This window comes from Klebsiella sp. HMSC16C06 (genome assembly GCF_001808325.1).
In the GTDB taxonomy this organism is placed as follows: domain Bacteria; phylum Pseudomonadota; class Gammaproteobacteria; order Enterobacterales; family Enterobacteriaceae; genus Klebsiella; species Klebsiella variicola.
This window is the reverse complement of sequence record NZ_KV792994.1, coordinates 338,411-363,854: the sequence shown is the minus strand read 5'-3', so window position 1 is coordinate 363,854 and position 25,444 is coordinate 338,411. Positions and strand designations below refer to the sequence as shown.

At 56.4% G+C, this 25,444-nt stretch carries 23 protein-coding genes; 3 read left to right on the top strand and 20 right to left on the bottom strand.

Going from position 1 to position 25,444, the window contains the following annotated elements; all coding sequences use genetic code 11:
- Nucleotides 1-136: 136 nt before the first annotated feature.
- A complete protein-coding gene (locus HMPREF3142_RS09380; RefSeq protein ID WP_002889429.1) occupies nucleotides 137-337 on the top strand; it encodes a YaeP family protein in 201 nt (66 codons plus the stop codon).
- Nucleotides 324-584 carry a Rho-binding antiterminator gene (rof, locus tag HMPREF3142_RS09375; protein ID WP_002889424.1) on the top strand — a complete coding sequence of 87 codons (261 nt, stop codon included), beginning with the start codon at nucleotides 324-326 and terminating at the stop codon, nucleotides 582-584. Before HMPREF3142_RS09380 ends, rof begins: the two co-directional genes overlap by 14 nt.
- A gap of 12 nt (nucleotides 585-596) precedes the next feature.
- Here the strand turns inward: rof and tilS are convergent, their stop codons facing one another.
- From tilS to rpsB, 20 genes are all read right to left on the bottom strand, one after another.
- On the bottom strand, nucleotides 597-1,910 hold the full coding sequence (gene tilS / locus HMPREF3142_RS09370) for a tRNA lysidine(34) synthetase TilS (protein ID WP_008807344.1): 1,314 nt from the start codon (nucleotides 1,908-1,910) through the stop codon (nucleotides 597-599).
- Nucleotides 1,911-1,963: 53 nt separating this feature from the next.
- Complete coding sequence (locus HMPREF3142_RS09365) at nucleotides 1,964-2,353, bottom strand: VOC family protein (protein WP_002889387.1); 390 nt, start codon at nucleotides 2,351-2,353, stop codon at nucleotides 1,964-1,966.
- Nucleotides 2,354-2,399: 46 nt separating this feature from the next.
- Nucleotides 2,400-4,553 (bottom strand): lysine decarboxylase LdcC, encoded by a 2,154-nt coding sequence (locus HMPREF3142_RS09360; RefSeq protein ID WP_004204462.1) that lies wholly within the window; start codon nucleotides 4,551-4,553, stop codon nucleotides 2,400-2,402.
- A 113-nt stretch (nucleotides 4,554-4,666) separates the two neighbouring features.
- Nucleotides 4,667-5,626 (bottom strand): acetyl-CoA carboxylase carboxyl transferase subunit alpha, encoded by a 960-nt coding sequence (gene accA, locus HMPREF3142_RS09355; protein WP_008807345.1) that lies wholly within the window; start codon nucleotides 5,624-5,626, stop codon nucleotides 4,667-4,669.
- 12 nt (nucleotides 5,627-5,638) lie between these two features.
- A complete protein-coding gene (gene dnaE / locus HMPREF3142_RS09350) occupies nucleotides 5,639-9,121 on the bottom strand; it encodes a DNA polymerase III subunit alpha (RefSeq protein WP_008807346.1) in 3,483 nt (1,160 codons plus the stop codon).
- Between the two features lie 17 nt (nucleotides 9,122-9,138).
- On the bottom strand, nucleotides 9,139-9,738 hold the full coding sequence (gene rnhB / locus HMPREF3142_RS09345) for a ribonuclease HII (protein ID WP_012542806.1): 600 nt from the start codon (nucleotides 9,736-9,738) through the stop codon (nucleotides 9,139-9,141).
- The gene (lpxB, locus tag HMPREF3142_RS09340) at nucleotides 9,735-10,886 is read right to left on the bottom strand and encodes a lipid-A-disaccharide synthase (protein WP_022065547.1); all 1,152 of its coding nucleotides are present in this window, start codon (nucleotides 10,884-10,886) and stop codon (nucleotides 9,735-9,737) included. Before lpxB ends, rnhB begins: the two co-directional genes overlap by 4 nt.
- Entirely contained in the window at nucleotides 10,886-11,674 is a 789-nt protein-coding gene (gene lpxA, locus HMPREF3142_RS09335) for an acyl-ACP--UDP-N-acetylglucosamine O-acyltransferase (RefSeq protein WP_008807349.1), read from the bottom strand. The genes lpxB and lpxA overlap by 1 nt, the downstream gene beginning before the upstream one ends.
- Nucleotides 11,675-11,677: 3 nt before the next feature.
- On the bottom strand, nucleotides 11,678-12,133 hold the full coding sequence (gene fabZ / locus HMPREF3142_RS09330) for a 3-hydroxyacyl-ACP dehydratase FabZ (RefSeq protein ID WP_004145858.1): 456 nt from the start codon (nucleotides 12,131-12,133) through the stop codon (nucleotides 11,678-11,680).
- 105 nt (nucleotides 12,134-12,238) lie between these two features.
- On the bottom strand, nucleotides 12,239-13,264 hold the full coding sequence (gene lpxD / locus HMPREF3142_RS09325; RefSeq protein ID WP_008807350.1) for a UDP-3-O-(3-hydroxymyristoyl)glucosamine N-acyltransferase: 1,026 nt from the start codon (nucleotides 13,262-13,264) through the stop codon (nucleotides 12,239-12,241).
- Nucleotides 13,265-13,267: 3 nt separating this feature from the next.
- A complete protein-coding gene (gene skp / locus HMPREF3142_RS09320; protein ID WP_002889325.1) occupies nucleotides 13,268-13,753 on the bottom strand; it encodes a molecular chaperone Skp in 486 nt (161 codons plus the stop codon).
- Between the two features lie 121 nt (nucleotides 13,754-13,874).
- Complete coding sequence (bamA, locus tag HMPREF3142_RS09315) at nucleotides 13,875-16,304, bottom strand: outer membrane protein assembly factor BamA (protein WP_008807351.1); 2,430 nt, start codon at nucleotides 16,302-16,304, stop codon at nucleotides 13,875-13,877.
- A 31-nt stretch (nucleotides 16,305-16,335) separates the two neighbouring features.
- Nucleotides 16,336-17,688 (bottom strand): sigma E protease regulator RseP, encoded by a 1,353-nt coding sequence (gene rseP, locus HMPREF3142_RS09310; RefSeq protein WP_008807352.1) that lies wholly within the window; start codon nucleotides 17,686-17,688, stop codon nucleotides 16,336-16,338.
- 11 nt (nucleotides 17,689-17,699) lie between these two features.
- Nucleotides 17,700-18,557 carry a phosphatidate cytidylyltransferase gene (gene cdsA, locus HMPREF3142_RS09305; protein ID WP_008807353.1) on the bottom strand — a complete coding sequence of 286 codons (858 nt, stop codon included), beginning with the start codon at nucleotides 18,555-18,557 and terminating at the stop codon, nucleotides 17,700-17,702.
- Between the two features lie 12 nt (nucleotides 18,558-18,569).
- Nucleotides 18,570-19,328: a (2E,6E)-farnesyl-diphosphate-specific ditrans,polycis-undecaprenyl-diphosphate synthase gene (gene ispU / locus HMPREF3142_RS09300; RefSeq protein WP_012968905.1), complete on the bottom strand. Its 759-nt coding sequence runs from the start codon at nucleotides 19,326-19,328 to the stop codon at nucleotides 18,570-18,572.
- A 237-nt stretch (nucleotides 19,329-19,565) separates the two neighbouring features.
- Nucleotides 19,566-20,768: a 1-deoxy-D-xylulose-5-phosphate reductoisomerase gene (gene ispC / locus HMPREF3142_RS09295; protein WP_012968906.1), complete on the bottom strand. Its 1,203-nt coding sequence runs from the start codon at nucleotides 20,766-20,768 to the stop codon at nucleotides 19,566-19,568.
- 227 nt (nucleotides 20,769-20,995) lie between these two features.
- A complete protein-coding gene (gene frr / locus HMPREF3142_RS09290; RefSeq protein ID WP_002889308.1) occupies nucleotides 20,996-21,553 on the bottom strand; it encodes a ribosome recycling factor in 558 nt (185 codons plus the stop codon).
- A gap of 150 nt (nucleotides 21,554-21,703) precedes the next feature.
- A complete protein-coding gene (pyrH, locus tag HMPREF3142_RS09285) occupies nucleotides 21,704-22,429 on the bottom strand; it encodes a UMP kinase (RefSeq protein ID WP_004098747.1) in 726 nt (241 codons plus the stop codon).
- Between the two features lie 147 nt (nucleotides 22,430-22,576).
- The gene (tsf, locus tag HMPREF3142_RS09280) at nucleotides 22,577-23,428 is read right to left on the bottom strand and encodes a translation elongation factor Ts (protein ID WP_004151930.1); all 852 of its coding nucleotides are present in this window, start codon (nucleotides 23,426-23,428) and stop codon (nucleotides 22,577-22,579) included.
- A gap of 119 nt (nucleotides 23,429-23,547) precedes the next feature.
- On the bottom strand, nucleotides 23,548-24,273 hold the full coding sequence (gene rpsB, locus HMPREF3142_RS09275) for a 30S ribosomal protein S2 (protein ID WP_008807356.1): 726 nt from the start codon (nucleotides 24,271-24,273) through the stop codon (nucleotides 23,548-23,550).
- Nucleotides 24,274-24,596: 323 nt separating this feature from the next.
- On the opposite strand from rpsB, the gene map reads away from it, so the two are divergent.
- The gene (gene map / locus HMPREF3142_RS09270; RefSeq protein WP_004204446.1) at nucleotides 24,597-25,391 is read left to right on the top strand and encodes a type I methionyl aminopeptidase; all 795 of its coding nucleotides are present in this window, start codon (nucleotides 24,597-24,599) and stop codon (nucleotides 25,389-25,391) included.
- Nucleotides 25,392-25,444 lie beyond the last annotated feature (53 nt).

Below are 25,444 nucleotides of genomic sequence, written 5' to 3'. Positions count from 1 at the left end.
TCAATCGCAGCAACCTGTTTCATCCTGCTGAAATTGCTTAAATGACTATGATATAGTTCCCTTGCTAAACAGAGTTTATCTTCGTAGGCTTAAACTTGCATCCCACGGTTGAGTCAGAACGCTGACAGGAGGGCATGTGGACCACTATTGTGAGTTAATACGCAAGCGGTATGCGGAAATAGCCAGCGGAGACTTAGGGTATATCCCGGATGCGCTGGGTTGCGTGTTGAAAGTATTGAATGAGATTGCGGCGGATGAGGCCCTTTCGGAGTCAGTCAGGGAAAAGGCCGCTTATGCGGCAGCAAACTTACTGGTGAGCGATTATGTCAATGAATGATACTTATCAACCCATTAACTGCGATGATTACGACAACCTGGAACTGGCTTGCCAGCATCACCTGGTGCTGACGCTGGCGCTGAAGGATGGCGAACAGCTGCAGGCAAAGGCCAGCGATCTAATCTCGCGTAAAAATATCGAGTATCTGGTGGTCGAACTCGCCGGCAACGTCCGTGAGCTGCGCCTGGATAAAATCGCCAGCTTCAGTCACCCGGAAATCGGCACCGTGGTGGTGAGCGAATCCTGAATCAAAACGGGCTTAACCGCCCGTTTTCCTCCATGACAGCCTGACCCCTTCCCCGTCCTTCACTTCACCTTCGGTGGTCACAAACAGATCGTCCGCTGCAGCGATCGGCGTTTCGCCGTAAAACAGCAGCGGCGTAGTGTCTCGTCGCCAGGGAGGAACGCCCAGCTCCTGCCAGATCTTCTTCAGCTTACGTCCGCCGTGGCGTCCGACGATATGCAGGTGGCCGCTGGCGCGAAAGCGGACAGTGACCGGCTCATCCGCAGACGGCGGGCGCAGCCTGCCGCCGGGCTGCAGCATCAGCTCGCCGAGACCGTCTGCCAGCCGCAGCGGCTGGCGCCAGTCGGGCCAGTGCTGGACACTTTCCGTCTGGCCCGGAAGATACTTCACCCAGTACAAACGCTGTTGAAAACGGCGGACGGTAAAATCCCCGAGCCGCAGACAAGGGCTGGCATCTTCCCGCGCCAGCGCCACCTCATGCCAGAGGCGCTCTGGCACCTCCCGGGCCGGCATCGGCGCCTGCTGCCCGGCGAGCCAGCGACGCAGCAGCGCCGCGCGACGGGGTGGGCTCATCGACGTCAACGGCGTGATAGCCAGCGAGCCATCTTCGGCCACCAGCGACGCCAGCTCCGCCGCCAGCATTTCGTCCAGCAGTTGTTCCTGCTCGGCGCACAGGCTGGCGCTGCGGGCAACGGCCTCGCTAAAATGCGGCCAGCGCTCGCGCAGGACCGGGATCACCCGCAGGCGCAGAAAGTTGCGGTCATAGGTATCGTCCTGATTACTCTCATCTTCAATCCACGACAGCTGATGGGCGAGCGCCCACTGGCGTAGCGATTCGCGGGTTTCATTGAGGAGAGGACGCAGTAGTCGACTGTCGGCAAAGGCAGAGGATGGCGCCATCGCCGACAGACCAGTAGGACCGCTGCCGCGTTTTAACGCCAGCAGCAGCGTTTCGCACTGGTCATCCTGGTGCTGGGCGGTCACTAACACCTCGCCGGCATTGAGCGTATCCTGAAAGGCCTGATAGCGCGCCGCACGGGCATGGGCCTCCACGCCGAGACCGCCCCTGGCTAACGTCACATGATGCACCACCAGCGGCACCTGCCACTGCTGGCAAATCTGCCGACAATGCGCCACCCAGTCGTCTGCATGGGCGCTCAGGCCGTGGTGAACATGCACCGCCCGCAGCGTCAGCGAGGGATCCTGTTCCCGCAGTAGCACCAGCTGGTGCAGGAGAACCGTCGAATCCAGACCGCCGCTGAAGGCCACCAGCAGCTGGCGATGGGGATGAAGCGTATGCGCAATATCAGCCGTCATATCCACGAACATACCGAGAAGTGATGGCCCGGCACGTTACCGGGCCAGGGTCGCGCTGGCAAGGTTTACTGCTGATATATTTCCAGCGGCAGGTCGTCCGGATCGCTAAAGAAGGTAAAGCGTTTGCCGGTAAAGGGATCGACGCGAATCGCTTCGCACTCGACGCCATGCGCCGTCAGATGCGCTACCGCGGCGTCGATATCATCCACGCTAAAGGCCAGATGACGCAGCCCGCAGGCTTCGGGGCGGCTGGGGCGGGCCGGGGGAAACGGGAACGAAAACAGCTCAATCACGTACTCGCCATTGAGCGCCAGATCGCCCTTCCAGGAGTCGCGCTCGGCGCGATAGAACTCACTTTGCAGCGTAAACCCCAGAATATCGCAATAGAACGCTTTACTGCGGGCGTAGTCAGTCGCAATGATGGCAATATGGTGAACCCGTTTCAAACCCAGCATGGTCAAACTCCTTCTGTTAAGCCAGCCACGTTACTCGTGCGCGCCGTTAACGCGCAAGCCTTTCGTCATTTTTTAAGACTCGTACCCGATACACGCCGTCCTCATCGCGCTTCGCCCCGTGAATATCGGTCTCAAACCCCGGATAATGACGGCCGATAGAGCAGAGCATCAGCAGGAAATCGAGCACTGCCCGGCTCTCCTCCGTGATCATCTCTCCCGGCATCAGCAGCGGTACGCCCGGCGGATAAGGGAGGATCATGTTGGCCGAAATCCGGCCGACCAGGTTCTCCAGTTCAATGGTTTCCACCTCACCCTTAATCTGGCGCTGCCAGGCGTGATGCGGCGTCATTTTCATTTCCGGCAGGACGTCAAAGGCGCTGAGCATCAGCTGCGGCAGCTGGTGCTGACGGATCAAGCGGTGGATCCCCTGCGCCAGATCCTGGATCCGCATGTTGCGGTAGAAGTCGGGATCTTCCGCGTACAGATCCGGCAACATATTTTTCACCCGCAGATTGAGATCGTAGGCGCGTTTGAACTCGGTCAGGCCGCGCAGCAGCCCCATCGCCCGGGTTTTATCAATACCGATGCTGAACAGGAACAGCAGGTTATAGGGGCCCGTTTTTTCCACCACCACGCCCCGCTCGTCGAGGAACTTCGCCACCAGCGCCGCCGGGATCCCCTCTTCATCCATATTCCCCTGCTCGTCCATGCCCGGCGTCAGAATGGTGACCTTCACCGGATCGAGATACATATGATCCGCATCGGCATCTTTGAAACCGTGCCAGTCTTCGCCAGGCGCCACCGGCCAGCACTCGGCTTTATCCACCGCTTCCGGCTGCCAGATATCAAAGAACCAGCCGTCCGACTCCTCGCGCAGTCGCTGCACCTCTTTGCGGAAATCCAGCGCCCGCTCAATGGAGCGCTGGATCAGGCGCTTACCGGAGTTACCGCGCAGCATCGCCGCCGCGGTCTCAATCGACGCGACGATGGGATAGCTCGGCGACGTCGAGGTATGCATCATAAAGGCTTCATTAAAGGTCTCTTCATCATAGTTGCCCTTAATGTGGATCAGCGAGGCCTGCGACAGCGCGGCCAGCATCTTATGCGTGGACTGCGTCTCGAAGATGACTTTTCCGGGGATCCGCTCACCGCTCATGCCGCTTTTCCCCTGATATATCGGATGGAAATGGGTATAGGGCACCCAGGCGGAATCGAAATGGATCGACGGGACGTCGAGCGTCTCCTTAAGCCAGGTGGTGTTATAGAGCAGACCATCGTAGGTGGAGTTGGTGATCACCGCATGCACGGGCCACTGCGCCCCGCCCGTGTCGCGCACTTTCTGCTGAATGCTGTCGCGGGTAAATTCGCGTCGGGGGATACCGCCGAGGATCCCCAACGCGTTGCGGGTCGGCTTCAGCCACAGGGGAACCACATCGCTCATCATCAGCAGGTGGGCCAGTGATTTGTGACAGTTACGGTCAATCAGCAGCGTGCTGCCGGCGGGCGCCGAGTACATACCAACAATTTTGTTGGACGTCGAGGTGCCATTGGTCACCATGTAGCTCTGTTCAGCGCCAAAGGCGCGGGCAATATACTCCTCCGCCTCCAGATGCGGGCCGGTATGATCCAGCAGGGAGCCCAGCTCGGTGACCGAAATCGAGACATCCGCCTTCAGCGTATTTCCGCCAAAGAAATCATAGAACAGGCAGCCCACCGGGCTTTTCTGATAGGCGCTACCGCCCATATGGCCCGGTGTACAAAAGGTATACTTCCCCTCCTGCACATAGTTAAACAGCGCGCGGGTAAACGGCGGGGTGATATTGTCCAGGTACTCGCGGGTATACTGCCCAATGCGGGTGGCGATCTCTTCGGAGAGTCCCAGCGCATATTCGAAGAACCACAGCGTCATACGCAGATCCTGACTGCTGACGTCCATCGTCGAGTGGGCATTAATAAAGGCGTACAGGGGCAGATATTCATTGAGCTGATTGATATCGCTGCACAGATCGACGCTGTATTCATCCCAGTCGAAGATCACCCCGCAGATGCGCGGGTTGTGCTCAATAAACTGCAGCAGGTCGGCGCTGTTTTGCGGCCAGATGGTCTGGAAGCCCTGGCGCTGCAGCGCCGCTTCCAGTTCTTTGATCGGCTCGTCTTTGTGGTAGACGCCGTGAGGCCCCATGATGGCGATAATATTCACGCTTTCCTCCTGGTATTCACCTAAGTCAAGCATCATAGCAATCCCCTGGGCGCATCGCACACAAAAAAAGGGCCGGAAAATCCGGCCCTTAGTGTTTTTCGCTAGCGGAAAACTTAGGCGTAACCGTAGCTCATCAGACGCTGATAGCGGCGGTTCAGCAGCTCTTCTTCGCTGAGCAGATCGAGATCGGCCAGGTCTGCCAGCAGCTGCGCTTTCAGGCTCGCTGCCATTGCTTCCGGGTTGCGGTGCGCGCCGCCCAACGGTTCCTGAACGATAGAATCAATCAGCTTCAGCTCTTTCAGACGCGGTGCGACGATACCCATCGCTTCCGCGGCCAGCGGTGCTTTATCCGCGCTTTTCCACAGAATGGACGCGCAGCCTTCCGGCGAAATCACCGAATAGGTGCTGTACTGCAGCATATTGACCTTGTCGCCCACGCCAATCGCCAGCGCGCCGCCGGAGCCGCCTTCGCCGATCACGGTGCAGATAACCGGCACGCTCAGACGCGACATCTCACGCAGGTTGCGGGCAATCGCTTCCGACTGGCCGCGCTCTTCCGCGCCGACGCCCGGGTAGGCGCCAGGGGTGTCGATGAAGGTGATGATCGGCATTTTAAACCGCTCGGCCATTTCCATCAGGCGCAGCGCTTTGCGGTAGCCTTCCGGGGCCGGCATACCAAAGTTGCGACGGATCTTCTCTTTGGTTTCGCGACCTTTCTGGTGGCCGATGATCATCACCGGACGACCATCAAGACGCGCGATACCGCCGACAATCGCTTTATCGTCAGCGTAGGCGCGGTCACCGGCCAGTTCGTCAAATTCGTCGAACGCCAGGCGGACATAATCCAGGGTATAAGGACGGCGCGGGTGGCGCGCCAGTTGCGCAACCTGCCATGCACCGAGATCGGCGAAGATTTTGCGCGTCAGCTCTACGCTTTTCTCGCGCAGACGATGCACTTCTTCGTCGATGTTAATATCCAGTTTCTCATCCTGACGGCTTACCGCAGTCAGGGAATCGATTTTCGCTTCCAGCTCTGCAATCGGCTGTTCAAAATCTAGGAAATTCAGACTCATAGTATTCCTGTATTAGTCAAACTCCAGTTCCACCTGCTCCGAGCCGATAAGGCCACGCAGATCGTTAAGTAAACGATCGCTCGGAGAGACGCGCCATGTTGCGCCGAAACGCAACCGCGCGCGTGCATCCGCCCTCTGATAGTAGAGGTGCACTGGAATGGTTCCCGAACGGTGGGGTTCCAGAGACTGACGGAGTCGGTTTAAAAGCTGGTCATCAATTTGCCTGTCCGTCAGCGAGATAGCAAGCCCGCGAGCATATTTTTCCCGGGCTTCGTCAATGTCCATGACTTCGCGGGCGGTCATTTTAAGCCCCCCGCTAAAGTCATCAAAGCTGACCTGTCCGCTGACGATAAGTATGCGGTCTTTTTCCAGCAACTGCTGATATTTATCCAGCGCGTCGGTGAACAACATCACCTCCAGACGCCCGGAACGGTCATCCAGGGTACAGATGCCGATACGATTGCCGCGCTTGGTGACCATTACCCGCGCCGCAATCACCAGCCCCGCCGCCGTGGTCACTTTACCACGATCGGTCGGATGCATGTCTTTGAGCCGCACGCCGCCGACGTAGCGCTCAATCTCTTTCAGGTACTGGTTAATCGGGTGCCCGGTCAGGTATAGCCCCAGGGTTTCCCTTTCACCATCCAGCACCACCTGCTCAGGCCATGGCTGACAGCTGGCGTAGGACTGTTCTATTTGTTCAGGCTCTTCCGCCAGTACGCCGAACATATCGGCCTGGCCAATAGCCTCCGCTTTCGCGTGCTGGTCGGCGGCTTTCAACGCATCGCCCAGCGAGTTCATCAGCGCCGCGCGATGCGGACCGAGACGATCGAACGCCCCGGACATAATCAGTTTTTCCAGCACCCGGCGGTTGAGCTTTTTAATATCGGTCCGCGCGCAGAGGTCGAACAGCTCGCGGAAATAACCGCCATTGTTGCGCGCCTCAATGATCGCTTCGATCGGCCCTTCGCCAACGCCTTTGATGGCGCCGATGCCGTAGACAATCTCGCCGTCGTCGTTAACGTGGAAATGGTACAGGCCGGAGTTAATATCCGGGGGCAAAATTTTCAGCCCCATGCGCCAGCACTCGTCCACCAGGCCAACGACCTTCTCGGTGTTGTCCATATCGGCGGTCATTACCGCCGCCATAAACTCAGCCGGATAGTGCGCCTTAAGCCACAGCGTCTGGTAGGAGACCAGCGCGTAGGCGGCGGAGTGCGACTTGTTAAATCCGTAACCGGCGAATTTCTCCACCAGGTCGAAGATTTTCATCGCCAGTTCGCCGTCAACGCCGTTTTTCTTCGCCCCATCTTCAAAGATAGAACGCTGCTTGGCCATCTCCTCCGGTTTTTTCTTACCCATCGCACGGCGCAGCATATCCGCGCCGCCGAGGGTATAACCGGAGAGCACCTGGGCAATCTGCATGACCTGTTCCTGATACAGGATAATGCCGTAGGTCGGCTCCAGCACCGGTTTCAGGCTCTCATGCTGCCACTGCACGTCCGGGTAGGAAATCTCTTCGCGGCCGTGCTTACGGTCGATAAAGTTATCTACCATCCCCGACTGCAGCGGACCCGGGCGGAACAGGGCCACCAGCGCGATCATATCTTCGAAGCAGTCAGGCTGCAGACGCTTAATCAGATCTTTCATGCCGCGCGATTCAAGCTGGAAGACCGCGGTGGTTTCCGAGCGCTGCAGCATGTCGAAGCTTTTCTTGTCATCCAACGGGATAGCGGCGATATCCAACGGCCCTTCGCCGTTTTTCGCCCGCCGCTTGTTGATCATCTCCAGCGCCCAGTTAATGATAGTGAGCGTACGCAGACCGAGGAAGTCGAATTTTACCAGCCCGGCGTATTCCACGTCGTTTTTGTCAAACTGGGTAACCGGATGCAGCCCCTGCTCATCGCAATACAGCGGCGCAAAGTCGGTAATTTTAGTGGGAGCGATAACCACCCCACCGGCGTGTTTACCGGCGTTTCGCGTCACCCCTTCCAGCTTACGCGCCATGTCGATCAGCGCTTTAACTTCTTCGTCCGCCTCATAGATTTCCGGCAGCTGCGGTTCGGCTTCAAACGCTTTCGCCAGCGTCATACCCGGATCGGGCGGCACCAGCTTGGAGATACGGTCGACAAAGCCGTACGGGTGACCCAGCACGCGGCCCACATCGCGGATGACCGCTTTCGCCGCCATGGTACCGAAGGTGATGATCTGCGATACCGCATCGCGGCCGTACATGTCCGCCACGTGCTCAATAACCTGGTCGCGTTTCTCCATGCAGAAATCGACGTCGAAGTCGGGCATCGAGACACGTTCCGGGTTAAGGAAACGTTCGAACAGCAGGTCGAATTCCAGCGGATCAAGATCGGTGATCTTCAGCGCGTAGGCCACCAGCGAGCCGGCGCCGGAACCGCGGCCCGGGCCAACCGGCACGCCGTTATCCTTCGACCACTGGATAAACTCCATAACGATCAGGAAGTAGCCCGGGAACCCCATCTGGTTGATCACCTGCAGTTCAATATCAAGACGCTGGTCATACTCCGGGCGCTTTTCAGCACGGACGGCAGGATCCGGGAAGAGAAATTCCAGCCGCTCTTCCAGACCCTCTTTCGATTTCATGACCAGGAAATCTTCCGTGGTCATATCGCCGGTCGGGAACTGCGGCAGGAAATATTCGCCAAGCCGCACGGTGACGTTGCAGCGTTTGGCGATCTCGACGCTGTTCTCCAGCGCTTCCGGGATATCGGCGAACAGCTCGCACATCTCCTCCTCACTGCGCATATATTGCTGCGGCGAGTAGTTGCGCGGCCGTTTCGGGTCGTCGAGCGTAAAGCCGTCGTGGATCGCGACGCGGATTTCATGGGCGTCGAAATCGCTGGTGTCGAGGAAGCGGACATCGTTGGTCGCCACCACCGGCAGGCCGCGTGCTTCCGCCAGCGCCACGGCGGCGTGGAGATAGGCCTCTTCATCCTGACGACCGGTCCGGATCAGCTCAAGAAAATAACGGTCCGGGAAATGCTCTTCATAGAACGCGACGCACTGTTCCACTAACGGCATATTGCCGCGGATCAGGCTAACGCCGACGTCGCCTTTACGGCCGCCGGAAAGCAGAATCAGCCCTTCCTGGTGTTCCACCAGCCAGTCGCGGTCAATCCACGGCCCCAGCGCGCCGTAGCCGCGCTGATAGGCGCGGGAAATGAGCAGCGTCAGGTTCTGGTAACCGGTGTTGTTCGCCGCCAGCACGGTCAGCTCGGTAAACTCATCGCCGAGCAGGTCGCACTGCACGTGAAAATCGGCGCCGACAATCGGCTTAATACCCGCGCCGTGTCCCGTCCCGTAGAACTTCACCAGCCCGCACAGGTTGGTGAAATCGGTGATCGCCAGCGCCGGCATGCCAAGCGAGGCCGCCTTCTTGACCAGCGGCCCGGTCTTTGCCAGCCCATCGATCATGGAATAGTCGCTGTGCACCCGCAGGTGTACGAAACGTGGTTCAGCCATCTTTAGATCCCGGTGACTTAGTTGGACGCCAGGCCCAGGGCACGCTTCACCGGGCCAAAACTGCGCCGGTGATGCTCTGTTGCGCCGTGTTCCTGCAGCTTCTGCAGGTGAACAGCGGTGGGATAGCCTTTATGCTGGGCAAATCCGTAGTGGGGAAATGCGAGGTCCAGCGTGGCCATTTCGGCGTCACGAGTGACTTTTGCCAGAATAGACGCTGCGCTGATTTCTGCCACCCGGCTGTCGCCTTTCACCACCGCCAGAGAGGGCATCGGCAGCGACGGACAGCGGTTGCCATCGATCAGGACAAACTCAGGAACAATGCTCAGGCCGGCGACGGCGCGCTGCATCGCCAACATAGTGGCATGCAGAATATTCAGCTCGTCGATTTCGTGCGGCTCGGCACGCCCCAGGCTCCAGCACAGCGCTTTCTCTTTAATCTCATCGCACAGCGCCAGGCGACGCTTTTCGCTGAGTTTTTTGGAATCATTCAAACCCACAATCGGCTTCGCCGGATCGAGGATCACCGCCGCGGTCACGACCGCGCCAACCAGCGGCCCGCGGCCAACTTCATCAACGCCGGCAACCAGATGGGTATGCGGATAGACGAACTCCATCATTGTTTTGCTAACTCCAGTACGGCGTCCGCGGCCTGCTCATCGGCGTTGCAGCGGATCTGCTGATGCAGCGCGCGGAACGTCTCATGCATCTCGTGGCTGGTTTTGCCATCGGCCAGCAGCGGCTGCAGGGCGGCGGCCAGCGCCTGCGGCTCGCACTCATCCTGCAGTAGCTCTTTGACCAGCTCGCGACCGGCCAGCAGATTCGGCAAGGAGACGTAGTCGGTTTTCACCAGACGCTTTGCCAGCCAGAAGGTGAACGGCTTCATGCGGTAGCCAACCACCATCGGGCACTTCGCCAGCATGCACTCCAGCGCCGCCGTCCCGGAGGCCAGCAGCGCGGCGTCGCTGGCGATCATCGCATCGCGCGCCTGACCGTCCAGCATATGCACGATCATATCCGGCGCCGTCTCAGCTTTGATTCGCTCAAACTGCTCCCGCCGTTTGGCATTGACCAGCGGCACCACCACCTGCAAATCGGGATAGGTGCCGCGTAACAACTGCGCGGTTTTCAGAAAGTCCGCGCTGAGCATTTCGACTTCCGCGCCGCGGCTGCCGGGCAGCAACGCCAGACAGCGCACATTGTGCGGGATCCCTAACCGGTCGCGCGCAGCGCCTTTGTCAGGATCCAGCGGCATCGCATCCGCCATGGTATGGCCGATAAAGCGGCAAGGGACGTTAAATTTGTCATAAAACGCTTTTTCGAAAGGCAGAAAAGCCAGCACCAGGTCGGTCGCTCTGCCGATTTTGAAAACGCGTTTTTGTCGCCAGGCCCAGACCGACGGGCTGACGTAGTGAATCGTTTTGATGCCCTGCTTTTTCAGATTCCCTTCGAGGGTAATATTGAAGTCAGGGGCGTCGATGCCGACGAAGACATCGGGGCGCAGCTCGCCAAAGCGGCGGGTAAGATCGGCGCGAATATGCAGGAGACGGCGTAAGCGACCGAGCACCTCAACAATGCCCATCACCGCCAGCTCTTCCATTTCGTACCAGGCTTCGCACCCTTCCGCCTGCATCAGCGGCCCCGCCACGCCGACAAAGCGCGCGTCAGGGATGCGCGCTTTGAGAGCCCGGATGAGGCCTGCACCAAGAATATCGCCGGAGGTTTCTCCGGCGACCAGGGCAATCGTCAGGGGACGCGGTTCAGCCATTAACGAATCAAGCCGCGAGTGGAACGGGCAAAGAAATCAACAAACGGCTGAACTTCAGGATGCTGAGTCGCCAGTTCGGCGATTTCCGGTTTGGCTTCGTCCAGCGTTTTGCCGCTGCGGTACAGCAGTTTATACGCGTTACGAATCGCGGTAATCGCCTCACGGCTAAAGCCGCGGCGTTTCAGCCCTTCGATGTTGACGCCAAACGGCGTCGCGTGGTTACCCTGGGCAATCACGAACGGCGGAACATCCTGCGCCACGCCGGAGCATCCGCCTACCATGACGTGTGCGCCGATGATGCAGAACTGGTGTACTGCGGTCATGCCGCCGATGATGACGAAATCATCCAGAGATACGTGACCGGCCAAGGTTGCGTTATTGGCCAGAATGCAGCGATCGCCAAGCGTACAATCGTGCGCCACATGGGCGTTGATCATCAGCAGGTTATCGTTGCCCACCTTTGTTAATCCACCGCCCTGTACTGTGCCGCGATGAATGGTGACGCTTTCGCGGATGCGGTTGCGATCGCCAATTTCCACCCGGGTCGGTTCGCCAGCATATTTCAGATCCTGGTTAACTTCGCCGATGGAAGCGAACTGATAGATCTCATTGTCACGGCCGATTTTGGTATGGCCGTTAACGACGACATGAGACTTCAGTACGGTGCCTTCGCCAATTTCGACGTTAGCGCCAACAATACAAAACGGACCAATGTGAACGTTAGCACCAATGACGGCGCCTTCTTCTACAATGGCGGTAGGATGAACAAAAGCGGTTTTATCAATCACGTATCAGGCCTCCCGGCTACGCGCACACATCATCGTCGCTTCGCAAACCACTTTACCGTCAACCAGCGCGACGCCTTTGAAACGGGTCAGGCCGCGGCGGGTTTTCTCGAAAGTGACTTCCATAATCATCTGATCGCCTGGTACTACCGGACGTTTGAAGCGCGCTTCGTCGATGCCTGCGAAATAATACAGCTCGCCTGGCTCCAGTTTTCCGACGCTTTTAAATGCCAGAATCCCGGTGGCCTGCGCCATCGCTTCCAGAATCAGCACGCCAGGCAAAATCGGCTTACCAGGGAAGTGCCCCTGGAAAAACGGCTCGTTTACAGAAACATTTTTTACTGCGCGCAGAAAACGACCTTCTTCAAAATCCAGCACGCGGTCTACCAGCAGGAACGGGTAACGGTGAGGCAGAAGTTCCAGAATCTCTTCAATGTGCAGAGTATGAGTGTCAGTAGTCAAAATACTCTTCCTGTCTAAATGTACTAAAAGGCAATAATAACACGGCCTGCGGCAATCTTTTAGCGAATGCAACAGGCCGGAAATGTCATGTGACCAAATGATGAATTAGTCTTGTTGATTAACCTTGCGCTCAATCGCTTTCAGGCGCTTGCTCATCTCGTCAATATTCATCACCAGCGCCGCAGTTTTACGCCACGCCTTGTTCGGCTGCAGCGGAATACCGGAGGAGTATACGCCAGGTTCAGAGATAGGACGCATCACCATCCCCATCCCCGTGACGGTGACTTTATCGCAGATTTCCATATGGCCGTTAATCACGCTGGCGCCGCCAATCATGCAGTAGCGGCCAATTTTCAGGCTGCCCGCCATGATAACGCCGCCGGCAACCGCGGTATTGTCGCCAATCACCACGTTATGCGCAATCTGACACTGGTTATCAATGATAACGCCGTTACCGATAAGGGTATCGTCCAGCGCGCCGCGATCGATGGTGGTGCAGGCGCCAATCTCCACGCGATCGCCAATAATGACGCGACCCAGTTGCGGGATCTTGACCCAGTTACCGCGATCGTTAGCATAACCGAAGCCATCCGCGCCGATCACCGTGCTGGACTGGATCAGGCAATTCTCGCCGATCTCAATCTCATGGTAAATGGTCACATTGGCCCACAAACGCGAGCCGGCACCGATTTTCGTATTTTTCCCAACGAAGCAGCCTGCGCCGATCACCACGTTATCGCCCAGTACAACACCGGATTCGATAACCGCGTTAGCGCCGATCGCCACGTTGTTACCCAGCTTCGCCGACGGATCGATGACCGCGCTCGGCGCGATATCCTGTGCCGGCTGCGGCGTGGTATCAAGAATTTGAGCCATGCGCGCGTAGGTCAGGTAGGGATTACGCACTACCAGCGCGGCGCTATGGGCAAAAGGCAAATCATCCTGCGTCATGACAACGGCAGAAGCCTGACAAGCGGCCAGGTGTTCACGGTACTTAGGGTTGACCATGAAAGTGATTTGGCCCGTTTTCGCGCTCTGCATGGACGCAACGCCGGTGATGACGATATCGCCATCACCGTGTAATTCTGCATCCAACTGCTGCGCGAGATCAGCCAGTCGAATTGAAGGCATTACTTATTTAACCTGTTTCAGCACATCAGCGGTGATGTCTTTTACATCGCTGCTGTTGTATGCAACGGCATTTGCGTCAACCACCAGATCGATGCTCTGATCTTTCGCTACGCTCTGTACAGCAGTCTGGATGCGGGTAACCAGTTTGCCACGCTCTTCGTTGGAACGACGTGCGCGATCCTGTTCAAACGCCTGCGCTTTCTGGGAGAAGGTCTGGCGCTGAGCCATCACGTCTTTTTCCAGTTTGGTACGATCGGCGCCCGGCTTCATGGACTGCAGACGCTGCATTTTAGACTGCAGGTCGCCTTCCATACGCTGCAGTTCGCTAGCGCGGCCTTTGAACTCGTTTTCCAGCGTGTTGGAAACGCCAGTTTTCTGGGCAACCTGTTGGAACAGGCTGTTCATGTTCACCAGGGCAATTTTATCTGCCGCCTGAGCGGAAGTTACCATTGCCAAACCCAGACCTGCAGCTAATAACCACTTTTTCACAATAAACTCCTTACCATCCCATGAGTACCCAGGGGTACCGTTATTTGCGTGGCGAGGCGATAACCGCGTTATCGCCTACAGTCAGCGCTATACTGCACTTGCATTCCGTTGCCGCCAACAATTACCAGGTTTTACCAATGTTAAACTGGAACTGTTCGGCTTTGTCTCCATCGTACTTTTTGAACGGTTGGGCGTAGGAGAAGACCAACGGCCCCAACGGCGACATCCACTGCACGGCAATACCCGCAGACATACGGATGTTGCTCGGATCACTGTAATCCGGGTAACCGCCATAGGCGTTCGAATCCCAGTGAGTATCCCATACGGTACCCATATCCCAGAAGACGGAAGTACGGACCGAGTTCGCATATTTGTCACTAATAAACGGCGTCGGGGTAATCAGCTCCAGGCTGGCCACCGCCATCGCGTTACCGCCCACCGCATCATCGGATTTACACGGCGCGGATTCGGTGCTCTTACAGTCATTGGTATAACCGCTATCGCCATCATGACGGCTGCTCGACGGGAAGTACACCGCCTTCGGACCAATGGTGTTCGACTGGAAGCCACGCACGGTGCTGGAACCACCGGCATAGAAGTTCTCATAGAACGGCATCTCTTTGCCGCCGATACCATCGCCATAGCCAAAGCGGGTACGACCCAGCACTACCCACTGGTGATCGTTGTCGATCGGCACATAGGTGGCGGTATCCAGCGTCGCTTTGTAGTATTCGTTGTCTGAGCCCGGAATGGTCACCTTACCGTTCAGGTTGACGCGCGAACCTTCCGTTGGGAAGAAGCCGCGGTCAAGCTTGTTGTAGGTCCAGCCGTAGTTGAAGGTGAAGTCATTCGCACTGAACGAGTTCCGGTCGTTGGTGTTGTCCGGATACTGGCCCATCGAGTTCAGGTAACGCCACATCGCCACCTGCGGCTGCATATTGGACAGGGAGTTATGAACATAACCGACCCCGGCGCGCAGCGTGTTGTATTCGTTGACCGGGAAGCCCAGCGTGACGTCTGTACCATAGCTTTTGTTGGTATAGTCAGACAGATCCGCATCGTTCGCATCGAAGTCATTATAGAAGATACGGCCGCCGAGGCTCACACCGTCAACGGTGAAGTACGGGTTGGTCACCGACAGTTCGGTATAGGTCTGGTAATCGTTTTTGGTGCCGTTGATCCCGACCGCATAACCGGTACCTAACCAGTTATCTTGCTGGACGCCCGCCTGGAAGCTGACGCCGCTTTCGGTACCGTAGCCGATACCGAAGTTGAAGCTACCGGTGTTACGCTCTTTCACCTTGTAGACAACGTCGACCTGGTCCGGGCTGCCCGGCACGCGTTGGGTATCGGTATCCACCGTTTCGAAGAAGCCTAAACGGTTGAGGCGGTCTTTACCCTGATCGACGAGATCGCTCCCCAGCCATGCGCCTTCCATCTGGCGCATTTCGCGGCGCAGGACGGCATCTTTGGAGGTGTCGTTACCTTCGAAGCGAATTTTACGCACGTAATAGCGGTTACCCGCATCGACGTTGACGTGCAGTTTGACGGTCTTATCGCTGTCGTTGATTTCCGGCTGCGACTGAACGCGCGGGTAGGCGTAACCATAACGACCCAACAGTTTCTTGATGTCGTTTTCCATCTTGGTTACTTTCGCGCCGTTGTACAGTTCGCCCGGCTCGACTTTGGTCAGCGCTTCGATTTCGGCCGAATGGCCCGCGAGATCGCCCGTTACCTGCACCCCGGAAAGCTTGTACTGATCGCCTTCGGTGATGTTGACGGTAATGTAGATCCCTTTCTTGTCCGGCGTCAGGCTAACCTGAGTAGAATCGATGTTGAAACGGGCATAGCCGCGATCCAGATAGTAGCTGCGCAGGGTTTCAAGGTCGCCCGCCAGCTTCTGCTTCTGGTATTTACGGTCGCCGACCACGTTCCACCACGGTACCTCATCGCGCAGCTGGAAGTGGGAGATCAGTTCATCGGTCGAAAACGCATGGTTGCCGACGATATTGATCTGCTGAATTTTTGCGGAGACGCCTTCCTGGAAGACCAGCTTCAGATCGACACGGTTACGCGGCAGCGGCGTCACAACCGCTTTGACGCTGGCGCTGTATTTACCGACGCTGTAGTAGAAATCCTCCAGACCCTTCTCGATATCCGCGATGGTCGTGCGGTCAAGCGACTCGCCCACCCGAACACCAGAGGCCTCGAGGTTCTGCTTGAGCATGTCATCTTTCACCGACTTATTGCCGGAGAAGGTGATGCTGGCGATCGTCGGACGCTCTTTCACCTGCACCAGCAGGGTATCACCATCGCGCAGGACGCGGACGTCCTCAAAGTTGCCAGTGGCAAACAGCGCGCGAATAGTGTTACTGATATCATCGTCGGTCACCGTATCGCCAGGACGCACTGGCATACTGAGGAGGGCCGCACCAACAGCGACACGCTGCAAGCCTTCGAAATGAATGTCCTTCACCACGAACCCTTCAGCACCGTATACAGTCGCGCTGCTAAACAGCAGCGACGCTATGAGCAACTTTTTCATCGCCATCGTTATTATGCGTTCTTCCTAACAAACTCTCTTATAACCGAGAGAAATCATTGAAAAGTGCAAGCCCCATTAACAGCACCAGCAGTATTGAGCCAATGCGATAACTAAAGTCTTGAACTCGCTCGGATACCGGCCCGCCCTTCAGCTTTTCGATCGCTAAAAACAGCAGATGTCCCCCATCCAGTACGGGCAGTGGGAACAGGTTGATGATTCCGAGGTTCACGCTAATCAGCGCAAGGAACATCAGATAATAAATCAACCCAAACTCCGCTGACATTCCAGCCCCCTGAGCGATAGAGATCGGCCCACTGAGGTTGTTCAGTTTGACATCACCGGTTATCAATTTACCCAGCATCCTGACCGTCAGTGACATCAGCTGCCAGGTTTTATCCGTGGCTTCAGCGATGGCGGCAAACGGTCCGTACTGACGTACTGTCTTGTATTCCTCAGGTAGCGGGATGACCTTTGGCACCACCCCTGCGAACCCTTCTGCCTTACCTTTTACCGTTTTCGCATCCGGCGTCAGGGTTAACGGCAGCGCACTCCCCTGCCGTTCAATCTCCAGCGCCAGCGCTTTGCCCGGATTATCTCGCACCAGATTAACAAACGTCATCCACTGCGTTAACGGTTGACCATCGACTTTAACGATCCGGTCGCCCGCTTGCAAACCCGCTTTCTGAGCTGCCGAGCCCGTCTGGACCTCCGCCAGCACCGTATCAATCTGCGCGCTGCGCGGCTGGATCCCCAGCGAGGTCACGGGATCTTGCTTGTCTGGCTCAAACGCCCAGTGCCGCAGATCGACGATTTTATCCTGGCGCTGATTGGTCCCGAAAGGGGCGACGGTAAGTATTGTTTGCGGGTTGCCGATTTTGGCGACCAGCTGCATACGCACCGCATCCCAATCAGGCGTTTCGATACCATCTATCGCTTTAAGTTCCGTTCCTTTTGCAATTTGTGCTTGCGCGGCAACCGAATTGGGCGTTATTTCACCCACCACCGGTCGCACGCCAGGAACGCCGATAATAAAGACCAGCCAGTAAGCAAAGATAGCGAAAATGAAGTTAGCGATGGGGCCGGCGGCAATCACCGCCGCACGCTGGCCGACGGTTTTATTGTTGAAGGCGTAGTGGCGCATCTCCGGCGCCACCGCCTCGACGCGCTCGTCCAGCATCTTGACGTAGCCGCCCAGCGGGATCAGGGCAATCACGAACTCCGTGCCCTGCTTATCCATCCGCCGCCACAGCGCTTTGCCAAAGCCGATAGAAAAACGCTCAACCCGGATGCCGCAGCGGCGCGCCACCCAAAAATGGCCAAACTCATGCACCGTAATCAGTACGCCAAGCGCAATGATAAAAGCTGCCAGATTCCAGAGCACGCTCAGCATATAACCTTCCGTCAAATCGTCCTGAAGACCAACAGTAGCAGACAGGCGAAGACCGGTACCGCCGCCGTCAGGCTGTCGATACGATCGAGAATACCGCCGTGTCCGGGAATCAAGTGCCCGCTATCCTTAATGCCGGCCTCGCGCTTAAACATACTTTCCGTCAGATCGCCCAGCACGGAAGCCAGGGCCGCCACCACGGAACAGACCAGCAGCACCGTCGGCGTGACGTCAAGATGCGCCCACACCCCGTAAGCCCAGGAGATCACGGCCGCCGTCAGCAAACCGCCAAAAAAACCCTGCCAGGTTTTTCCCGGTGAAACCTTCGGCGCCAGCTTATGCTTGCCGAACATTTTGCCAAACATGTAGGCGCCAGAGTCGGCTCCCCAGACCAGGATCATGACGTACAGCAGCCACACCGCACCGCTGTAGTGATTATCGGTATAGTGCCAGGCGCGCAGCGCCAGCATGCCCCAGAAAAACGGAACAATGGTCAATATGCCGAAGATAAGGCGCAGCACTTTGGAATGGCGCCAGAATGCCGCCGACGCCGGGTACGATAACACCAGCAACAGCGCGACGATCCACCAGGCGAATGAGGCCCATAGTGAACCTTCCACCATCGGTTGATGAACGTCATAATGGTATTCAGGCAGCAGAAAAAGCATGGCAGCCAGCAGAAGGCCGCACAGCACCGCCAGCCAGACCCGCTGCGACGTTGAGGTGAAACCGCTCAGTTGCCCCCACTCCCACGCGGCGAGCATGCAGACCACGAGGGTCACGATAGCAAATCCCATCGGCGGCAATAAGAACAGCGCCGCAATGACGACGGGAATTAAGACGAAAGCAGATATCAGGCGATACTTCAGCAAAAGTGACCCCCATCAGGCATGACTGCCACCCGGCTCAGTGCCGCCGAAACGACGCTCTCGATTAACAAAGGCATGGAGTGCACCTTCAAAGTCCTGTTCAGCAAAATCGGGCCAAAGAACATCCGTAAAGTAAAGTTCGGCATAGGCAATTTGCCAAATCAAAAAGTTACTTATTCGGTGCTCTCCCCCGGTCCTAATAACTAAATCAACGGGAGCCAGTTCATGCATGCAGACCTGCTGACTCAGCATTTCTTCCGTGATCTCTTCAGGCAGCAGCGTCCCGTCCTGTACTTGTTTCGCCAGCAGACGAACGCCCTGGGTAATATCCCAGCGACCGCCGTAATTTGCCGCAATGTTCAGCGTTAAGCCGGTATTGTTTGCGGTCAACGCTTCCGCTTTGCGGATGCGTTCCTGCAGGCGTGCATTGAAGCGCGTGGTGTCGCCAATGACCCGCAAACGCACATTGTGTCGGTGCAGACTTTTGACTTCGCTATCCAGCGCCCAGACGAACAGTTCCATCAGCGCGCTGACTTCCTGGGCTGGACGGTTCCAGTTTTCGCTGCTGAACGCGTATAACGTTAACGCCTCAATTCCATTATTCGCCGCGAAGGAGACCGCGCGACGCACGGATTTCGCACCGGCCTTGTGCCCGAAAGCGCGAATTTTACCTTGCCGTTTCGCCCAACGGCCGTTGCCATCCATAATAATGGCGACATGACGGCAGCCATGAGTTGGCGATATTTCGCTGACAGTTTGATTAGCAGACAACATCACGCGTTTTAAGTCCATAATAAGGATTAACTAGCCACCAAACAGAGGCCACCGGGCCGCGCTGGATACGCATTTTTATCCGATGCCGGGGCTGCAGCCAATCGCAGAGAACAACCAAAAGCTTTACGCAAAAAAGCCGTGTTTTGCCACGGCCACCGTAATCTTTAACAACAAAATGCAACGATCGGGTGGCGCAGACTATATCACCGAAGCCTTTCGCCCACAAATACCACCGCGTTACGCCTGCGCGCCCAAACGATTAAGCTGCTGGTGAGCTACCGCACGAGCGTCAGCGTCGATAACCAGAACATCATCAATGCTTTGCGGCTCCTGCAGGTTCATCTTATCCAGCACCGCCAGATTCACCGCCGCAATATCGGTAAAGCGGATATCGCCATGCAGAAACGCGGCAACCGACTCTTCATTGGCCGCATTCAGCGCCGTGGTGGCCGCCTGGCCGACGTCAAACGCGTCCATCGCCAGCTTCAGGCAGGGATAGCGGGCGTAGTCCGGCGCGGAGAAGCTCAGGTTGCTCAGCTGGCAGAAGTCCAGTGGTTTGACCCCGGAGCTCAGGCGCTGTGGCCAGCCCATGGTATGAGCAATCGGCGTGCGCATATCCGGCTCCCCAAGCTGGGCCAGCACGCTGCCGTCCTGATAGCGAACCATCGAGTGGATCACCGACTGCGGGTGGATCAGCACTTCCATCTGCTGCGCCGAAGCATTGAACAGCCAGCGCGCTTCAATATATTCCAGACCTTTGTTCATCATCGTGGCTGAATCGACGGAGATCTTACGTCCCATCGACCAGTTGGGATGGCGGCAGGCCTGATCCGGGGTCATCGCCGATAGTTCAGCCACGTCCGTCTCGCGGAAAGGCCCCCCGGAACCGGTTAACAGAATGGACGAGACGCCATTCCGGGTGAGGTCAGCGTATCCCAGATGCTGTTGAATTGTCTCCGGCATACTCTGAAAAATCGCGTTATGTTCGCTATCGACCGGCAGCAATCGCGCCCCCGACCGCTGAACGGCCTCCATGAACAAGCGACCGCAGGTCACCAGCGATTCTTTATTCGCCAACAACACGGTTTTCCCGGCGCGGATCGCCGCCAGCGTCGGTACCAGCCCCGCCGCGCCGACGATTGCCGCCATCACCTGATCGACCTCATCCAGCGCCGCGACCTCAGCCGCCGCCTGCTGGCCGCTCAGCACCTCGGTACGGCAGCCATGCTCATGCAGACGGGTGCGCAACCGCTCAGCGCTTTGCGCATCATCCATCACGGCGTAACGCGGAGTAAATTCCAGGCATTGTTCAACCATGCGGTCAACGTTTTTCCCCGCGACCAGCGCGGCGACGGAAAAGCAACCAGGGTTATGGCGTACCACGTCCAGCGTGCTACAGCCAATGGAGCCGGTCGAACCGAGAACGGTTAATTGCTTCATGAGACGTCCAGAAGAAAGGAAACAGAATAAAAAGCAAAACGCCGCCAGCAAGCCCCTACGCGACAACTATCGGGGGTAAGGCGGCGGCATCAGGCCTTCAACTTAGCGCTAAAGGCTACAAGGCCAGCCGGCTCAACGCAATCCCGAGAATTGAGCGTACAGTCTTCTGTACGGCGTTTCAGATTTTACTCAGGCCAGGAAGTGTCGGCCCGAGCAACAGCAGAGCATCAGAACTGCATCAGTTCCGCTTCTTTATCTGCCAGCGCCGCGTCAACTTTCTTGATGGCGGCGTCAGTCATTTTCTGCACGTCGTCCTGAGAACGGCGATCGTCATCTTCGCTGATCTCTTTCTCTTTCAGCAGCGCTTTAACTTTGTCGTTCGCGTCACGGCGAACGTTACGCACGGCGACACGCGCCTGCTCAGCTTCGCCACGGACGATCTTGGTCAGATCTTTACGACGCTCTTCGGTCAGCGGCGGCAGCGGAACACGAATATCGCTGCCGGCGGAGCTTGGGTTCAGACCGAGGTCAGACGCCATGATCGCTTTTTCAACGGCCGCAGACATAGAACGGTCAAAGACGTTGATTTTCAGGGTACGGGAGTCTTCGACGGTGACGCTGGCCAGCTGGCGCAGCGGAGTCGGCGTACCGTAGTATTCAACAACAATCCCGTCCAGCAGGCTCGGAGAAGCACGACCCGTGCGAATTTTGCTGATTTGGTTTTTGAATGCTTCGACGCATTTTTCCATGCGGATTTCAGCATCTTTTCTGATATCGCTAATCACGTTACGAATCCTTGAAAGCTTGTCTCAGTCAGACCAGACGGGACACCCGTCGGAAAATGAGCTAAGTATAGTCAGATTTAATGAAAATCACCGGGCAATATCCCCGCGAAAGTAAAGCGGAATATTACCCGGATTTGGCGCTGACGGGAATTATTCCGTGATCAATGTGCCTTCTTTTTCGCCCATGACCACGCGACGCAGGGCGCCGGGTTTGTTCATGTTGAAGACGCGAATCGGCAATTTGTGGTCACGCGCCAGGGTGAAGGCCGCCAGATCCATCACTTTCAGCTCTTTATCCAGCACTTCGCTGTAGGTCAGCTGATCGTACATGGTGGCAGAAGGATCTTTTGCCGGATCCGCGGTAAACACACCGTCAACCTTGGTCGCTTTCAGCACCACGTCGGCTTCAATTTCAATACCACGCAGGCAGGCTGCGGAATCGGTGGTAAAGAACGGGTTGCCGGTGCCTGCGGAGAGGATCACCACACGGTTGTTGCGCAGCAGGCTGATCGCCTCTGCCCAGCTGTAGTTGTCGCACACGCCGTTCAGCGGGATGGCGGACATCAGACGAGCGTTCACATAGGCGCGGTGGAGCGCATCACGCATTGCCAGGCCGTTCATGACCGTTGCCAGCATGCCCATGTGGTCGCCCACAACGCGGTTCATACCCGCTTTCGCCAGACCAGCACCACGGAACAGGTTACCACCACCAATTACTACGCCAACCTGAATACCCAGCTCGACCAGCTCTTTGATCTCCTGAGCCATGCGGTCAAGTATGCTTGCATCAATACCGAAGCCTTCTGAGCCCTGCAGCGCTTCGCCACTTAATTTCAGCAGAATACGTTTGTAGACGGGTTTTGCATTGGTAGCCATGTTTCTTTCCTGAGACTGTCAACGAATGAGATATGAGAATTCTGGCGACATTGTATGTCGCATTTCAGCGCGGTCACTATACGCAGTTGGCTGAATTTACAAAATGGGCGCAAAAAGAAGCCGCCCTCAGGCGGCTCCTTGTAAAAATTAAGACTGCTTGGACATCGCAGCAACTTCTGCTGCAAAGTCAGTCTCAACTTTCTCGATGCCTTCGCCCACTTCAAAGCGGATGAAGCCAGTCACGTCAGCGTTGTGCTCTTTCAGCAGCTGACCAACAGATTTGCTCGGCTCCATTACGAAAGGCTGACCCGTCAGAGAAACTTCGCCGGTGAATTTCTTCATGCGGCCTTCAACCATTTTCTCTGCGATTTCTTTCGGCTTACCGGACTGCATCGCGATGTCCAGCTGAACCTGGTACTCTTTCTCTACCACTTCAGCAGACACGTCTTCCGGCTTAACGAATTCCGGCTTGCTTGCAGCAACGTGCATTGCCAGCTGCTTAACCAGCTCTTCGTCAGCGCCTTTAGCGGCAACCAGAACACCGATGCGCGCACCGTGCTGGTAGCTACCCAGAACGTCGCCTTCCAGAACAGCGATACGACGGATGTTGATGTTCTCACCGATTTTAGCAACCAGCGCAACGCGTTCTTCTTCGAACTGCGCTTTCAGAACTTCAACGTCGGAGATTTTACCCGCAACAGCAGCGTCCAGTACTTTGTCAGCAAATGCCTGGAAACCACCATCTTTAGCAACGAAGTCAGTCTGGCAGTTAACTTCCAGAATGTAACCGTAGTTGCCTTCGATTTTGGTTTTGATCACGCCGTCAGCAGCCACGTTGCCTGCTTTCTTCGCCGCTTTGATCGCGCCGGATTTACGCATGTTTTCGATTGCCAGCTCGATGTCGCCATTCGCTTCAGTCAGCGCTTTTTTGCAATCCATCATGCCTGCGCCAGTACGTTCGCGCAGTTCTTTTACCAGGGAAGCGGTAATTTCAGCCATTCTAAAATCCTCGGGAGATGTGGATACTGCCCGGCCAACGGCCAAACAGCGTAAATTGAAAAAAGGGGCCTGTAATGGGCCCCTATTCATACACGGTACTAATAAGGGCTTAAACCTTATTATTCAGCTTCTACGAAGCTTTCTTCCGCCTGAGAAGCCAGGTCCTGAGAGCGACCTTCACGAACGGTAGCAGCAACAGCGCCCAGGTACAGGCTTACTGCGCGGATTGCATCGTCGTTACCCGGGATAACGAAGTCTACGCCGTCCGGATCAGAGTTGGTATCAACGATAGCAAATACCGGGATACCCAGGTTGTTTGCTTCTTTGATAGCGATGTGCTCGTGGTCAGCGTCGATAACGAACAGTGCGTCCGGCAGGCCGCCCATGTCTTTGATACCGCCCAGGCTGTTTTCCAGCTTGTCCAGCTCACGAGTGCGCATCAGCGCTTCTTTCTTGGTCAGCTTGTCGAAAGTACCGTCCTGGGACTGAGTTTCCAGGTCTTTCAGACGTTTGATGGACTGACGAACGGTTTTCCAGTTAGTCAGCATACCGCCCAGCCAGCGATGGTTCACGAAGAACTGGTCGCAGCTGTTAGCAGCTTCTTTTACCGCTTCGCTTGCAGCGCGCTTAGTACCCACGAACAGGATCTTGCCTTTACGGGCAGAGATTTTGTTCAGCTCAGCCAGAGCTTCGTTGAACATCGGTACCGTTTTCTCAAGGTTGATGATGTGAACTTTGTTACGCGCGCCGAAGATGAAAGGCTTCATTTTCGGGTTCCAGTAACGGGTCTGGTGACCAAAGTGAACACCAGCCTTGAGCATGTCGCGCATGGAAACAGTTGCCATGTTTAAAACCTCTATAGATTAAATTGGGGTTATGCCTCCACGTATCCCATATTACCGACCCCAAAGGGCACCCCGGAATATGTGCCGATACGTGTGTGTTATTTACACAATATGAGTATGTCGCTTACGTCCCATCCTTGTGTATCTGAGATGGAACGGAAGTCCGGCGCGCTTTATACCACAAAATCCGCCCAGACACCAACTCTTGTTGACGTCACGTGCTGTTAATGATTCTCAATTTGGCACCAGCCTGCCCGGACTGTTACCATTGGCAGGACTTACTCTATTATTGTCGAAAATATCGACACTGCTGGACATACTCCATGGCTATCTCTATCAAGACATCTGAAGACATTGAAAAAATGCGCGTTGCCGGCCGCCTGGCCGCTGAAGTGCTGGAAATGATCGAACCCTGGGTTAAACCGGGCGTCAGCACCGGTGAACTGGACCGCATCTGTAACGACTATATCGTTAACGAGCAGAAGGCCATTTCCGCCTGCCTCGGCTATCACGGCTATCCGAAGTCCGTCTGCATTTCGGTCAACGAAGTGGTTTGCCACGGTATCCCTGACGACGGCAAACTGCTGAAAGATGGCGATATCGTTAACATCGACGTGACGGTCATTAAAGATGATTTCCATGGCGACACCTCCAAAATGTTTATCGTCGGTAAACCGACGATTCTCGGTGAGCGCCTGTGCCGCATCACTCAGGAAAGCCTGTATCTGGCGCTGAAAATGGTGAAGCCGGGGATCAACCTGCGCACCATCGGCGCGGCGATCCAGAAATACGTTGAAGCCGAAGGTTTTTCCGTGGTGCGCGAATACTGTGGCCACGGTATCGGCCGCGGCTTCCATGAAGAGCCGCAGGTGCTGCACTACGACTCACCGGAGACCAACGTTGTGCTCAAACCCGGCATGACCTTCACCATCGAGCCGATGGTCAACGCGGGTAAAAAAGAGATCCGCAGCATGAAAGACGGCTGGACGGTGAAAACTAAAGACCGGAGCTTGTCTGCGCAGTACGAGCATACTATTGTGGTGACAGACAACGGCTGCGAAATTCTGACGCTACGCAAGGATGACACCATCCCGGCGATAATCTCGCACGATGAATGATGAAAAGCCGGCGCCCGCCGGCTTTTTTATTAGATAGTTTTTTCTTATGGTGA